Annotated in this window: 7 protein-coding genes; 2 read left to right on the forward strand and 5 right to left on the reverse strand. The window is 47.9% G+C overall.

Features of this window, described 5'->3' with window-relative positions:
• Window positions 1-410: 410 nt before the first annotated feature.
• Together K0504_RS07485 and K0504_RS07490 are read right to left on the reverse strand one after the other, a co-directional pair.
• Window positions 411-3350, reverse strand: a complete 2940-nt coding sequence (locus K0504_RS07485) for a TonB-dependent receptor (protein WP_220103563.1) — start codon at window positions 3348-3350, stop codon at window positions 411-413.
• Window positions 3351-4000: 650 nt separating this feature from the next.
• Window positions 4001-6931: a TonB-dependent receptor gene (locus tag K0504_RS07490; protein ID WP_225918036.1), complete on the reverse strand. Its 2931-nt coding sequence runs from the start codon at window positions 6929-6931 to the stop codon at window positions 4001-4003.
• Window positions 6932-7649: 718 nt separating this feature from the next.
• On the opposite strand from K0504_RS07490, the gene K0504_RS07495 reads away from it, so the two are divergent.
• Window positions 7650-8804: a patatin-like phospholipase family protein gene (locus K0504_RS07495; protein WP_220103564.1), complete on the forward strand. Its 1155-nt coding sequence runs from the start codon at window positions 7650-7652 to the stop codon at window positions 8802-8804.
• 68 nt (window positions 8805-8872) lie between these two features.
• Window positions 8873-9754: a GGDEF domain-containing protein gene (locus tag K0504_RS07500; RefSeq protein WP_220103565.1), complete on the forward strand. Its 882-nt coding sequence runs from the start codon at window positions 8873-8875 to the stop codon at window positions 9752-9754.
• Here the strand turns inward: K0504_RS07500 and tilS are convergent.
• From tilS to dnaE, 3 genes are read right to left on the reverse strand one after another with little or no spacing between them, the layout of a single operon-like run.
• A complete protein-coding gene (gene tilS / locus K0504_RS07505) occupies window positions 9746-11074 on the reverse strand; it encodes a tRNA lysidine(34) synthetase TilS (RefSeq protein ID WP_220103566.1) in 1329 nt (442 codons plus the stop codon). The two genes, K0504_RS07500 and tilS, sit on opposite strands and share 9 nt — an antisense overlap.
• 7 nt (window positions 11075-11081) lie before the next feature.
• A complete protein-coding gene (accA, locus tag K0504_RS07510; protein WP_220103699.1) occupies window positions 11082-12038 on the reverse strand; it encodes an acetyl-CoA carboxylase carboxyl transferase subunit alpha in 957 nt (318 codons plus the stop codon).
• Between the two features lie 30 nt (window positions 12039-12068).
• Window positions 12069-15551 carry a DNA polymerase III subunit alpha gene (gene dnaE / locus K0504_RS07515; RefSeq protein ID WP_220103567.1) on the reverse strand — a complete coding sequence of 1161 codons (3483 nt, stop codon included), beginning with the start codon at window positions 15549-15551 and terminating at the stop codon, window positions 12069-12071.
• Window positions 15552-15571: the final 20 nt, after the last annotated feature.

Raw genomic sequence — 15571 nt, forward strand, 5'->3', positions numbered from 1 at the left:
GTGCGCTTTCTTATTGAAGAAATTCGCTTTTCCATCATAGGTCTCCAATGTGTAAACCTATTTCAGGACGGGACACTGTCTACCTCCTAAAAAGCCACCTCATCAGGTGGCTTTTTTGTTGGAACAACAACTGAGCGCTATTAAGCTGTTGTGCTAGGTTTTCTTTTCCGTATCTATGCCAAAGCTCTTAGCTTACCGATCCGCTAAACATCCCCCCTCAGCGACTCCCCCTTACATCCGCGGATCCCCTTACATCTCAACTCCTGCGCATCCATGCGCCCGTGGCATACCGTCCATCCCTAACATCGCCACTCCTCTGCATCCATGCGCCCGTGGCATACCGTCCATCCCTGGACATAAAAAAAGCCGCTCAGTGAGCGGCTTAACAAGGGAAGTACTACAGCAGATAATTAGAAAGCGTAGCGAGCGCCTACTGCGTAGCGAGCATCGTTTTGTTGAGCGCGTAGCATTTGCTCTTCGTAACGACCGTGGATACGTACGTCTTCTTCCAGTACGTTGATACCTTCGAAGAATACCGACACATTGTCGTTAAACTCGTAGCTTACGCTGAGATCCAACTGACCATAATCTTCAGTGAACTGTGGTGCTGGACCACCCGACTCAGCTTGACCTGTGGCAGACAAGAAGTCATCACGCCAGTTGTAAGCTAAACGAGCTTGCAGACCATCTTTTTCGTAGAACACAGAGAAGTTGGCTGAATCGCTCAAGCCTGGCAGTGCAAACTGCTCTTCTGTGTTTTCAACGTCGTAGTCAGTATCACCGCTAGTGATGGTGGCATTGGCAGAGAAACCGAAGCCGGTATCCCACAACCAGTGTTGCCATGCCAATTCCCAACCGTGAACGCGCAAGTCTTCAACGTTGTTTGGACGAGAAACGGCCCACTCAATGACTGGGTCACCGTCAGATTGCTCGATAAAGCCATCAGCATTGCCGTAGCCTTCTTTGATCATCCAGCTAAAGATGTATTCATCACTGGCAACTTCGCCTTCAGCTGCAGCGGCGGCACGAGCTAAGTCAGCACCTTCGCTGTAGTAAGGGTCGCGTAAGTTGTCGTACTCCAAGTATGACGTGGTGGTCATGGTGAAGTTTTCTACGTCTTTGTTAAACCAACCCACAGACACATAGCTGGCGTCGCCATAGTAGTACTCAAGTGACAAGTCGAGGTTGTCTGAGCTGAATGGTTCCAGTGATGGGTTACCGGCAAAACCAGTACGTGAGCCAACTTTTGGTTGGTTAGTCAGCGAAGTTGTCGCCTTCATGTCACCCAATGATGGACGAGTCAACGTTTTGCTCAAAGATACACGTGCAATCAAGTCATCTACGATTTCCAATTGCAAATCTAAGTTTGGCAAGAATTCGCTGTAATCAGCTTTTTCATTGGTATACGTGAAGTCATCAGATTTTTGCGTTAACCATTCGGTTGCCGTCATCCAGATGACCGACTCAGCTTCTTGTTGCAAGCTGCTGGCAGTAACATCTGTTTCTTCGTAGCGAGCACCTAAAGTAACCGAGAATGGCATTTCAGCAATCTCAGTTTCTGTATTGAACTGCAGGTAAACACTCTTAGTTTCTTCTTGAATGGTGTGGTCATCTGACCAATCGCCAGGCACATACGATTGCTCATAGCGCTCTTCAGCTTTTGCCATTGCGGCAGTTTGATTGTAGGTGTAGTAGTAAGGAATGACCATGTCATTGCCGCCACCAGAGAAATCACCTAAGAAATCATTACCCAACATGACCAGCTCAAGATCATCTTCCCAAATACCTGTTTCAGAATACCAACCGGCACTATATTGGGCGTAGCTTGAGAATGCGCGCGTTTCCATATCGGTGTAAGCCACACCAAAATCAATGCTATCAAGCACATCTGGAATATCTACAAAGTAACTACCGCTCAACTGAACCTGAGTCACATCAGAATCATTTTTACCAGCTACAACACCGGTGAACAGTGATGCATAGTGCTCTGGCAACATGTGAATGTCGCTGTTTGGCGTTTCTTCGGTAAAGTTTGCTGACAACAGTGGAATTTCAGTGCTGCGGGCATCATAAGTTTTATCGGAAACGTTCAGTGCACCTAAGATGAAGAAGGTGCTGCTAGCGCCGTCATCGGTACCTTCAGAAACAGCATTTGAATCGTGAGCGTCAAGCTCAAGCTCAAGGTTGTCTGTTACTTGCCACGCAATATTCAAACCGAGCGACTTGTTCTCGTTCTCAGTTGAACCCTGAGTCATGGTGCCAGAGTAGTCACCACCAACTTCAGTTGCGTAATCAAAAGTACCATTCTCATTGACGTGGGCATTGGTGATGTTACCCAAACCTGAGAACCATAGGCCCCAGCTATCTACGTGAGATTCGTCTTCTAATTTGGAGTAGGTGTAGTCAACGGTAACTTCCATATCGTCCATTGGCGCCCACTGAGCTACCAATTGAGCATTGATACGTTCACGTTCTACATCAGTTGAACCAAAACCAACGTTACGAGCATAAAAGTAGTTGCCGTATGGGTTTTCGTTATTGTCGTCCAGCGTAGCAAAGCCACTTTCAACGTTGCTCATCAACGTTTGGAATTCTGAACTTTCTTCATTGAACTGACGCCAGCCATCAATGGTCGCAGCAGTAATTGTAGTGTGACGTTTCTTATAAGAAGCCGTCAGACCCAAACCAAAAGTCTTGTCCATGAAGGTGTCGCTAACGATGGCTGATAATTCTGGCGTGATGTTATCGCCATCGCCATCAACGCTATTGTCAACACTGGTGTCGTGGTGGGCTTTACCGCTAAATGTTGCAACAAGACCGTCGGCATCAAATGGGCGTGACGTGCGAATGTTAATGGTAGAGCCGATACCACCTGAAGACAGATCTGCTTTACCTGTTTTCGCAACTTCAATACCACTTACACTTTCAGAGGCGATGTTTGCAAAATCAAACGAGCGAGTTGAGGTGCCGCTAACCTGAGCGGTTGGCATGATGCGGTCATTAAAGAGCACCAGGTTATATTCTGGACCAAAACCACGTACGGTGACTTTACTACCTTCACCGTTTTGGCGGTCAATCGATACACCGGTAATACGCTGCAGTGATTCCGCTAAGTTAGAATCTGGGAACTTACCAATATCTTCAGCTGAAATGGCGTCAACCACACCAGCAGAAGTACGTTTTAAATCCATAGCCTTGGCTTGCGAGCTACGAATACCGGTTACTTGAATAACTTCGGTGTCATCAGCTGGTACTTCTTCAGCAGCCTGCACAGGAAAGAGTGCGGCGGCGCCGAGCACCAAAGACAAGCTAGTGGCGAGCTTGGTTTTAGTAAAAATTGTGTGTTTCATGAACGATCTCCGTAATACATTTATTTATTCATGACTGAGCAGAGAAATCTCACTCATGTGTTTTATAACGGGCTAAAAATCCTACTCCCCATGCCAACGCCCAAATTCAAGACTAATTAACCGACTCAAGTAAGCGCTTTCATGATGATGTAAGTCTAATGCCGTAAAACCACACAAATCAACGTACAAACACCTTTCGAGATCACAGAAACAACAAAGACAAAACAAAGTTAAAATAATCTAGTTACAGCACTGCGCCAGCGAATTAACACAAACAACAAAAATGAATCAAAACACATTAAAACAATAACTTAAACTCGAACAAGCCCACATCATAAAACACCTTCGCTGATAATCACGAAGGCAAAACTTGTTAAATAGCAGTGCTAATGTGATCTAGAACACTAAATTTTGTTAGATAAATGAGAGCTAGATCGCTACATGAAAACCAAGTGTAAGCGCTTACCCGAGGCTCATTTGAGCTTGTTAGCTTCGATACCAACACACTAGCAATTAGCGATATCGCTTTAACTAACTCCAGAGATTGACGATCACGTCACGCAACTTGTTAGGCTGGCATGACTTTATCGGCAATAAAAAAGGCCACTGTTACCAGTGGCCAAATAACGGAGTAGCGTTATAAAACGCGGTTAGAAAGTATATCGAGCGCCTACGGCGTAACGAGCACTCGATTCCTCTGCAAGTAGCATTTGCTCTTTGTAACGTCCATGAATACGACGCTCTTCTTCAAGAATGTTAATGCCTTCAGCAAATACGGTTAGTTCTTTGGTTACGTCATAGCTGACGCTGAAATCCCATTGACCGTAAGACTCAGTAAACTGAGGCGCTGGGCCACCAGCTTCGTCCTGACCAGTTGATGACAAGAAATCATCGCGCCAGTTATAAGCAATACGTGCTTGCAAGCCGTCCTTATCATAGAAGGCTGCGAAGTTTGCTGAATCACTTAAACCAGGTAGCGCGAACTGCTCATCGGTTCGTTCAACATCGTATTCGGTATCCCCTGTCACCAAGGTTGCGTTTGCCGACATACCAAAGCCGGTGTCCCAGAACCAATGCTGTGCTGCAATTTCCCAACCGTGGATGTTCAAATCTTCCACATTGTTAGGCTGGCTGATTTGCCATGAAATCACTGGATCATCGGCCGACTGTGGCACGCGGTTATCTGCATCGCCATAGCCATTGTCGACTAACCAACCATGAACGGCTTCATCACTTGGCACACCGCCTTCGGCTGTGATTTCACTGCGAGCTTGTTCTGCCGCAGGGCCAATGTATGGGTCGCGCAGGTGATCAAACTCTTGTTCAACAATGGTATTCATTAAGAAGTTTTCTACTTCTTTGTTAAACCAGCCAGCAGATACGTAACTCGCTTCGCCGTAATAATACTCAACGGAGAAATCGAGGTTGTCGGAGCTATAAGGTTTTAACGCTGGGTTACCCGCAAAGCCAGAGCGGCCACCTACTTTTGGCGTAGCAGTCAACGCCGTGGTTGCGCGCATAGATCCTAACGTCGAGCGTGTGATCGTGTTGCTGTAACTAAAGCGAACTTTCAGATCTTCGATGACTTCGAGATCGATATCTAAGCTAGGTAAAAACTCTTTGTAATCATGAGTTTCATTGCTGTAGGTCGACGTATCCGAGAACTCGGTGATCCATTCGGTAGGGTTTAACCAAACCACACGCTCAGCATCTTGCTGTAAGCTTTTTGCCGTAACATCGGTTTGTTCATAGCGAATACCCGCCAACACGTTAAGCGGCATTTCATTAAATTCGCTTTCGAAGTTGAACTGCACGTATGCCGACTTGGTTTCTTCTTCAATGTTGTGATCATCGGTAAATGGAATCGCTTCATACGCAACGTCATAAAGCTCTTCAGCGCGCGCCATCGCTTCATCTTGATCGTAGGTGTAATAATATGGAATCAACATATCACTACCACCACCCGAGAAGTCGCTCAGGAAGTTATTGCCCAAGCCAACATAAGTCATGTAGTCGGCCCACTCCCCTTTGTTGCCATACCAGCCAGCGTTAATTGGCCCGGTATAACTGCCACCCGCATGGGTTTCCATATTCAAATAAGCAACGCCAAAGTCGATGGAGCCTAGCGAGTCATTGCTGTCATTCATCCAAGTTCCGCTGAACTGAACCTGAGTCACATCAGTTTCGTTCTTTCCGGCCCGAACACCGGCAAACAATGTCGCATAATCTTCAGGCTGCATGTGAGGCTCACCGGCAGGATTCAGATCTACATAGTTAGCGCCCAGTAATGGAATGTCGGTATTGCGCGCGTCATATGTTTTGTCGGCAATGTTCAACGCTCCGGCAATAAAGAATTTGTTATCGGCACTATCACCCAGCGTACCTTCAGCTGTCGCTTCTGAGTCGTGAGCATCAAGGCGAAGCTCAAGCAGATCATTCACCAACCAAACGATATTCAAGCCAAGGGATTTGTTTTCATTCTCGGAGCCGTTTTGGTTCATGGTGCCAGAATAGTCACCACCAACTTCAGTGGCGTAAACGAAGGTGCCGTTTTCATCAACTTCGGCAGCAGTCAGGTTGCCCATACCGGAGAACCATAGGCCGAACGTATCAACTTCACTTTCATCTTCTAGCTTGGAGTAGGTGTAATCAACCGTCACTTCGATGTCATCGGTTGGCGCATACTGCACAACGAGTTGTCCATTCACCCGTTCGCGCTCAGCATTGATAATGCCCCACCCCATGTTACGGGCATAAAAATAGTTACCATATGGATTTTGGTTGTTATCAACTAAATCAACGGTACCTGCGTCGGCACGCGCCTTCAGATCAATGACATCTTGCGATTCATCGTCAAATTGACGCCAACCACTGATCGTGGCCTGTTTGGTTGTGCTATCACGCTTAACATAAGAGCCAGAGAAGCCAACACCCAGCTTGCCATCCATAAAGGTGTTGCTGATCAGGCCGGAGATTTCCGGCGTGTAATCATCGCCGTCTTCAACACCTGTATCGTGATGGACTTTGGCACCGACTGTGGCAACCAGACCATCATTATCAAATGGGCGAGCGGTTTGAATGTTAATAGTGGCGCCAATACCACCAGAAGACACATCTGCCTTACCCGTTTTAAAAACTTCTACACCACTAACGCTGTCTGATGACAGGTTGGCAAATTCAAACGATCGCGTGGACTCACCAGAGACCTGAGCCGTTGGCATGACACGGTTGTTCAGTAAAACCAAGTTAAAGTCGGGACCAAAACCACGAACCGTTACCTTACTTCCTTCACCATTAACTCGGTCGATGGAAACACCGGTAATTCGTTGCAATGACTCGGCTAAGTTAGTATCTGGAAACTTACCGATATCCTCTGCTGAAATGGCATCAACGACACCAGCTGAGGTGCGTTTAACATCCATAGCTTTCGCTTGAGAACTGCGAATACCAGTGACTTGAATAACTTCAGTTTCATCTGCAGGGGCTTCTTCAGCCGCTTGCAGAGGGAAAAATGTTGCTACGCCTAAAACCAAGGATAAGCTGGTGGCCAACTTGGTCTTTGTAAACATAGTGTGTTGCATTGACGTGCTCCGTATTATTTATGTAGTCGCGCAGCCTTGCTTAAATGAGCGGCTGAGCGCTTGAACGGTTTTATTTAAGTGTCACTTCAATGAAAACCCTCCCCCTACCACGTTGCCATCCAATAGCAACGAGACAGCCCAAGAAAGCGCTTTCACAGAGCGCAGTCTAGAGCCAAAAACATCAGCCTATCAATACGCTAACCCTCTGCTGGATCACAGATTTAACAAAGTTAAAATAATTCAATAACATGTGATTCGGAGCACGTAACCCAAAACGGATTATGCAGAAAACGTGGAGAAACAATGCAATCAGACATGATTCTAACTAACTGTATTTAATGCACTTATGCTCGCAACACCATTAGTGAATGCACATTTACATGTGGATTTACAATGACGTAAAATTACAACATATAGAGGGATTAATGCCCCCTAAAGCACAACTTTCCGGCAGCGACGATCAAAAAATTACATCGTAAAAACCATTCATGTAAGGGCTTTCTTTTGAGGTGTTTTTCATTGCCAATGAAAATATTTTCATTATTCGTGTAACTAGTTAGATTCATCACGCTTCGAGGGGGTTAGTTAGGCTCAGATTCGACCTAAATCAACAATGCGTCATTTCGTTGGGATCAATGCTTCATCATCGACCATACTTGTAGCACGTTCGAAATACCTTCAAGCAATAATTTGATTAACTTGGATTTTTTTATAACTTATGCGTTTTAGGAAAACCACATCGCCACAACAGCCGCTCGCTCAATCAGCCCTTGTATTGACCGGTGGTGGTGCCCGAGCCGCTTACCAGGTCGGTGTTGTTAAGGCGATCTCGGAATGGTTTCCGCGTAATAAAGGTATTCCCTTTGACATCATCAGTGGCACATCCGCCGGAGCCATCAACGGAACAGCCCTAGCCTGCTATGCCGCTAATTTCCGTTTAGGGGTAAAAAAAATAGAGTGGGTTTGGCGTCATTTTGAAACGAATAAGGTGTATCAATCTAACCTTTTGCGGATCTGTCAGCAGTTGGCCATCAATCTGCTGCCAAGCCGTTTGACCAATGCATCGCAACTGCCACTAGCCATTCTCGACAACAGCCCGCTGCAGCAACTGTTAGCCAGTCTCTTGGACTTGAGCCGGATAGAACGAAATATTGACCGAGGGTTTATCAAAGCGATGTCGGTTAGTGCATCGAGTTATGCGACGGGCAATTCCGTTTGTTTTTTCCAAGCAGAGCCAGAAATCAGTGATTGGTATCGCGTCAGGAGACGCGGCATAAGAACTAAAATAGGTTTTGAGCATTTGATGGCGTCCAGCGCACTGCCGATGGTCTTCCCCGCTAGCCGAATTGGCAAACGTTTTTACGGTGACGGCTCAATACACCAATTGGCGCCACTGAGCCCAGCCATTCATTTAGGCGCACGGCGGATCTTGGTCATTGGCACCAGCGATTTACCTGCAGCGCCACCAGAGCGTATGCTCGCGCCACCTTCTGCGGCGGATATTGCAGGTCATTTGCTAGACACCATCTTTAGCGACAGTTTAAGAGCCGATTTGGAGCGGCTTCAGCGCATCAACAATACCTTGGCGTTATTGTCCAAAGGTGAGCAGCAAAAAATTGACTTGTACCCGATTCAAACCCATGTCATAAATCCGACAGAAGATTTAAAGCACCTGGCTTCCCCGCACTATCACCGGCTGCCGCGCTCAGTTCGTGGTTTGTTGAAATTAATGGGGGTTAATCCTGCAGCCAATACCGCCCTACTCAGTTACTTGTTGTTTGAAAAGGAATATTGTCAGGAGCTAATCGACTTAGGGTATCGCGACTGTATGCAGCAAAAAGAAGCTATCCTTCAATTTCTTCTAGCCAGCTAACCACCTTGGCATAACATCTGCTTTATCCAGTTTATTGTGACAACTTTACGTCGGAGTGAGCCCGTATTATGGATACCATGCAGATGTCTTCATCAGCGTTCGATGCCAACATGGACCAGGCGCGCGCCCCTGTTTTTAGCGTGTACTACAATGAGCGACCTTCGTCGCTATTGAGTATTCTGCAAACAGAAATTGAGCTAAAACCACTATTACGATTGTACTTAGAGCAAGCTCGTCAACGAGTCAGTCTCGACGGCATCAGTTTGTTCTGGAATAACCAACAATTCCACGTTGGCGATACCTCTAGCAGCTATCGCCTAACGGTTGAGTGGACCATTGACGATCACGAGCCAGTTAAACTGGCCTATAGCAGCCGTCATTCGTTTAGCAATCATAAACACCAGCAATTGGATTGGTTGCAGCGTCAATTGCACTTCCCGCTGCGCAATGCGTTACGTTATGAAAGCATGCGTCAGCAGGCTCGTACCGATCACTTAACGAACCTCGGCAATCGTGCCTCTTTTGATGATCATGCTTGCCGCTACCTGTCGCAGGCTCGCCGCAGCCGGCAACATCTTGCCATTGTGTTGCTCGATTTAGACCGCTTTAAACAAGTGAATGATGATTATGGTCACTTGATGGGTGATCGAGTACTGCAAGCTGCCGCAGAATGCCTGCAAGAAGCCATTCGCGGCTCTGACATCGCATTTCGCTTTGGTGGCGATGAGTATGCAGCATTACTGGTAGATTGCAGCGAAGAAGCTTGTATGCTGGTTCAGAAACGAATTTTGGAGCACTTCCAGCAACACCCGTTACTGAAGAAGCTCGGCGTAGGTGTTAGTGTTGGCGCCGCATTAAGCTCACCAGCTGATAACATCGAGAGTTGGTTAGCCCGAGCTGATGAAGCCATGTACGCCATGAAACGTAACGACGCGTCGCTATCAGCTTAGTCTGTCAGTGATCGAACCTTGCCAGCCTGATTCTCCGGGCTGGCGCCTAAACTCCTTTGACACCCAATACCCTAGCGCTGCCACACATTCATCATTAAAAAACACCAGCGGAATGCGATTGCGCAGCCAAGGTGGTACACCCAACTCTTGCCATACTTTTTTCAACGATCGAGAGCCAGCTCGATCGGCGGGTCTGACGCGTGTTTTGAGTTGACCAAAGCGCACCGACACCACTTCGCTGGCCAATGGCAAGCGAATAGCATCCGAAGCGTCACTCGGTTGCATCGTTAGTTGGCCGATAGTCGCCAACATGACAGGGTCTGGCCAATGCCAAACCTGATCATTTGGCGCTGATTCGTCTAACTGTTTAAACAGCATCAATTGGTCGCGGTAACGTCTCAGTTGCCAATCACCCCAGCACAATTGCGGCTCGCCATCGGCTTGAGCACACGCCACACTCTGCCATGCTTGCAACTGCTGAGCATGGGACCAAAGAGGGGCATGATTTAACCGTAACCAATGACGAAAGACACGATGACGGCGAGCCAGCGTTAAGTCCGTTAACGCGCTAATTGAGAGGTTGTTGTTATGCTGGCAATGCTCATAGTCTTGCGCCGTAATCTCTTCGAGTAATTGCCTATCTTGTGCCACTAACGACATGCTGCGCGCGGCAGTCGCGACAAAGGCAGGCCAACGCTGTTGGCATAGCGGGATCAATTGATGACGAATAAAGTTGCGGTCAAAACCTTCATCCTGATTGCTTTCATCTTCAATCCAATGCAATTGCTCCTGCTCAGCATAAGCTTCTAGCTCAGCACGTGATAACGGGAGCATTGGCCGAGCGAGCCAACCTTTAGCCAATGGCATCACGGCCGGCATACCCGACAGACCATCTAAGCCGCTACCTCGTTTGAGAGACAACAATAACGTTTCGACCTGATCGTCTTGATGGTGCCCCGTTAGCAGGGCATGGCTTGAGTCGGTCAGGTACTTTGCCAGTTCGCCATAGCGAGCTTCACGCGCAACAGCTTCCAAACTTTGGCGAGGCTTAGATTCGATCTGAACCCGAGCGCTGTGAAACGTCACACCAAGCTGATGACATAGCTGTTTGCAATGCGCTTGCCATGCATCGGCATTGTCCGATAAGCCATGATGCACATGACAGGCTTGTAGTGTTAATTGAGAGTATTGTTGACGGTAGCGGACGCAACCATGCAGTAAGGCCGTGGAATCGAGGCCGCCACTAAATCCGATAAGGAAGTGGTTAACACCACGCTGCCGTAAGTCATCAAGCTCAGAGAACAGCGTGGTTAACATCATGATGGGATTAGCAGTAGCCGTAGCCCATTAGGCGCTGATAGCGGCGCTCTTTCAACGCATCACCATCAAGACCTTGCAACTCTTTTAAATCGCTTAAGATTTGTTGCTTCAGTGAATCAGCCATCAACTGAGGATTGCGATGAGCACCACCTAAAGGTTCTTCAACCACATTATCAACGAGCTCTAGTTCTTTCAAACGCGGCGCAGTGATCCCCATGGCTTCAGCTGCAGTCGAGGCTTTTTCTGCGCTCTTCCACAAAATAGATGCACAGCCTTCTGGCGAAATCACCGAGTACGTGCTGTATTGCAGCATGTTGACTTTGTCGCCCACCCCAATCGCCAAGGCACCACCTGAGCCGCCTTCACCAATAACCGTACAAACCACAGGAACGGTTAATTGAGCCATTTCCTTTAGGTTGCGAGCAATGGCTTCACTTTGACCGCGCTCTTCAGCACCAACGCCAGGATATGCACCAGGCGTGTCAATAAACGTGATAATCGGCATGTTGAAACGTTCAGCCATTTTCATCAGGCGCAACGCTTTGCGATAACCTTCTGGCCGTGGCATGCCGAAGTTACGCTTAATTTTTTCTTTTGTCTCACGACCTTTTTGATGACCAATAACCATCACTGGCAGCCCATCTAAACGGGCGGTACCGCCAATCAACGACTGGTCATCGGCATAGGCGCGATCACCACATTGTTCATCAAATTCGGTGAACATGTTGTTGATGTAGTCTTGGGTATACGGGCGCTGTGGGTGGCGCGCCACCTGAGCGACTTGCCAAGAACTCAAATCTGAAAAGATTTTTTTAGTGAGTTCAAAGCTCTTGCCTCTCAAGCGCTCTAATTCTTCGTCTAAGTTCACGTCAACAGCATTCTCGGTTGAGACATGCTGTAGTTCTTCAATTTGAGCTTCGAGCTCCGCAATTGGTTGCTCAAAATCCAGAAAATTCAGGTGCATAGCCATTCAATGCAGTCCTATTTGTAATTTTTATGAGAAGGCCAGAGAGACCTCTTCAGGGCCCATTAAACTTTTCAATTCATTGATCAAGCGATCCGTTGGCGTTACCCGCCATTGAGTGCCTAATTCTAGCTCAGCCTTGGCTGTGCCGGCATCATAACAGATCCTGACCGGAGTCGTCCCATGCTGCCATTCACTAAGTACAGCCTGTAAACGATTAAGCGAATCGCCGCTAACCGATTGTTTTGCCATGTTAATCGTTAAACTATGGCAATGTCTTTCTCGTGCTTGTTCGATATCCAGAATGGAATCGGCCGACATTTTAAGGCCACCGCTGAAGTCATCAAAGCTGACCTCTCCTTCAACAATCAATATCTTATCTTTGACACAGACTTCTTCAAAGCGTTCAACGGAGTCGCCAAACAAGCCAACATCGAGGCGCCCAGAGCGATCATCCAAGCTTAGAATACAGATACGCTTTCCGGACTTTTTACTGACCATCATTCTGACGCCAATCACCAATCCTGCCGCTTTGGACTTTTGGCCACGGTTAGTCGGGGTAATATCTTTCAGGCGATTCGACGTATAGTTTTTCAATTCCGATAGGTACTGGTTGATCGGGTGACCGGTTAAATACAGCCCAAGCGTTTCGCGCTCGTAGTCTAACCAAACAGACTCAGGCCACCGATTAACCGAAGCAAATGCCTGCTGCACCTCTTCTGGCTCGGTGGTAAGCAAACCAAACATATCGCCTTGTCCTAATGCTTCGGCTTTATGATGTTGATCGGCAGCCCGCATTGCTTCTTCTAGTGTGGCCATCAATGCGGCGCGATGCGGGCCTAACTTGTCCATGGCACCTGACTGAATCAATTTTTCCAAGATCCGGCGGTTTACTTTTTTCAAATCGATACGAGCGCAAAAATCAAACAAGTCGCGGAACGGGCCATTTGCCTCACGCTCTTCAATGATGGCTTCCACGGGGCCTTCGCCAACACCTTTGATAGCACCAATGCCGTAGACGATTTCGTCTTGCTCATTAACCGAGAACTTGTAATAGCCGGAATTTAAATCTGGCGGACTCAGCGGCAACTTCATGCGTTGGCATTCATCGACCAAAGTCACGATTTTATCGGTGTTATCCATATCTGCGGACATCACTGCCGCCATAAAATAGGATGGATAGTGAGTTTTTAACCAAAGCGTCTGATAAGACACTAAGGCATACGCTGCTGAGTGCGATTTGTTAAAGCCGTAACCTGCGAACTTTTCCACCAGATCGAAGATTTTCATTGCCAGTTCAGCATCAATCCCGTTGTCCTTGGCTCCTTCAGCAAACACCGTACGCTGCTTGGCCATTTCTTCTGGCTTTTTCTTACCCATCGCACGACGCAACAAATCCGCGCCACCGAGCGAGTAGCCCGCCAAGACCTGGGCAATCTGCATCACCTGCTCTTGGTAGAGGATAACGCCGTAGGTCGGCTCTAGAATTGGCTTTAATGAGTCATGCTGGTATTGCGCATCGGGATAAGACACTTCTTCTCGGCCGTGTTTTCGGTCAATAAAGTTGTCCACCATGCCCGAGCCCAATGGCCCCGGCCGGAACAGCGCTACCAATGCAATAATGTCTTCAAAACAGTCAGGCTGCAGTCGCTTAATGAGCTCTTTCATACCGCGCGATTCAAGCTGGAAGACCGCGGTGGTTTCAGCGCGTTTAAGCAGATCGAAGCTCTTTTTGTCTTCAATTGGAATCGATTCAATAGCAATCGTATTTTTACCCGCTGCTTGCAAACGCGGGTTGAGCATATCCAACGCCCACTGAATAATGGTCAGTGTACGCAAGCCTAAGAAGTCGAATTTAACCAGACCGGCTTCTTCAACATCGTTTTTGTCGAACTGAGTAACTGGGTTGTTACCTTCATCATCACAATACAATGGTGAAAAATCGGTGATCTTGGTTGGTGAGATAACAACACCACCCGCGTGCTTACCGGCGTTTCGCGTAACCCCTTCCAACGTACGCGCCATGTCGATAATTTCGCGAACGTCTTCATCGGCATCATATAGTTCTGGTAACTTCGGCTCGGCTTCAAACGCTTTGCTGAGCGTCATACCAGGATCAGGCGGCACCAACTTAGAGATCCGATCGACAAAGCCATACGGTTGACCCAACACGCGGCCAACATCTCGAATTGCAGCCTTTGCCGCCATGGTGCCGAACGTGATGATCTGACTCACCGCATCGCGACCGTAAAGCTCGGCAACGTGGTCAATCACTTCGTCTCGACGATCCATACAAAAATCAACGTCGAAGTCGGGCATGGAAACCCGCTCGGGGTTGAGGAATCGTTCGAATAGCAGATCAAATTCCAGCGGATCCAGGTCGGTAATCTTTTGTGCATAAGCCACGAGCGAGCCCGCACCCGAGCCACGTCCTGGCCCAACGGGAATACCGTTATCTTTAGACCACTGGATAAACTCCATAACGATCAGGAAGTAACCTGGGAATCCCATTTGGTTAATCACTTCGAGCTCGATTCTCAACCGCTCGTCATACTCTGGCCGCAAACGTGCGCGCTCTTCAGGATCAGGGAAAAGGAATTCCAAACGCTCTTCGAGCCCTTCTTCGGACACTTTGACGAGAAAATCTTCGATCGACAAATCGCCAGTCGGGAAGTTCGGCAAGAAGTATTCGCCTAAGCGCACTGATACGTTACACCGCTTGGCAATTTCAACGGTGTTACTCAGCGCCGACGGAATATCGGCGAAGAGCTCGCACATCTCTTGCTCAGAGCGTAAATATTGTTGTGGCGAATAGCGTTTCGGTCGGCGTTTATCGCCAATGGCATAGCCGTCGTGAATGGCTACGCGTACTTCGTGCGCATCAAAATCATCCGCACTAAGAAAACAGACTTCGTTGGTCGCCACAACTGGCAACTGCTGTTGAGCAGCTAAATCGACCGCTAAGTGAAGATACTTTTCTTCTTGCGGCCGGCCAGTGCGCAGCAGTTCTAGATAATAGCGATTGGGGAAATATTGGTTGTAAAAATCGACCAGCTCCGCCACTAAGTGATGGTTATTGCGCAGCAGCGCAATTCCCATGTCGCCTTCTCGGCCACCGGACAAAATCAACAAACCTTCGTTGAGTTCAGCCAACCATTCTTTTTCTATCACCGGGCGGTGCTGAATATGGCCGCGCTCATAGGCGCGAGAAATAAGCAGGGTAATGTTTTGGTAACCGGTGTTATCAAGGCATAGCACAGTGAGACGCGTGAGCTCATCAGCAAATTCGGCGGACTGCATCCACATGTCCGCACCAATAACCGGCTTGATGCCTGCGCCTTGGGCTTTGCCATAAAACCGCACTAAGCCACAAAGGTTGCCCTGATCGGTAATCGCCATGGCGGGCATTTTGTGGTCTGCAACGGCTTTGGCCAGCGCCGGTATTTTTTTCATACCGTCGACCATGGAAAAATCAGAGTGAATGCGTAGGTGGATGAACTTCGGATCCGTCATGGCTTGGTTAGATTCCTTAC

The organism is Neiella holothuriorum (assembly GCF_019457915.1).
Taxonomy (GTDB): domain Bacteria; phylum Pseudomonadota; class Gammaproteobacteria; order Enterobacterales; family Neiellaceae; genus Neiella; species Neiella holothuriorum.

What these genes read in the sequence shown, in the direction of transcription:
- dnaE (WP_220103567.1), bottom strand. Translation starts at nt 15,551, where the DNA reads ATGACGGATCCGAAGTTCATCCACCTACGCATTCACTCTGATTTTTCC.
- K0504_RS07490 (WP_225918036.1), bottom strand. Translation starts at nt 6,931, where the DNA reads ATGCAACACACTATGTTTACAAAGACCAAGTTGGCCACCAGCTTATCC.
- accA (WP_220103699.1), bottom strand. Translation starts at nt 12,038, where the DNA reads ATGCACCTGAATTTTCTGGATTTTGAGCAACCAATTGCGGAGCTCGAA.
- K0504_RS07500 (WP_220103565.1), top strand. Translation starts at nt 8,873, where the DNA reads ATGGATACCATGCAGATGTCTTCATCAGCGTTCGATGCCAACATGGAC.
- K0504_RS07495 (WP_220103564.1), top strand. Translation starts at nt 7,650, where the DNA reads ATGCGTTTTAGGAAAACCACATCGCCACAACAGCCGCTCGCTCAATCA.
- tilS (WP_220103566.1), bottom strand. Translation starts at nt 11,074, where the DNA reads ATGATGTTAACCACGCTGTTCTCTGAGCTTGATGACTTACGGCAGCGT.
- K0504_RS07485 (WP_220103563.1), bottom strand. Translation starts at nt 3,350, where the DNA reads ATGAAACACACAATTTTTACTAAAACCAAGCTCGCCACTAGCTTGTCT.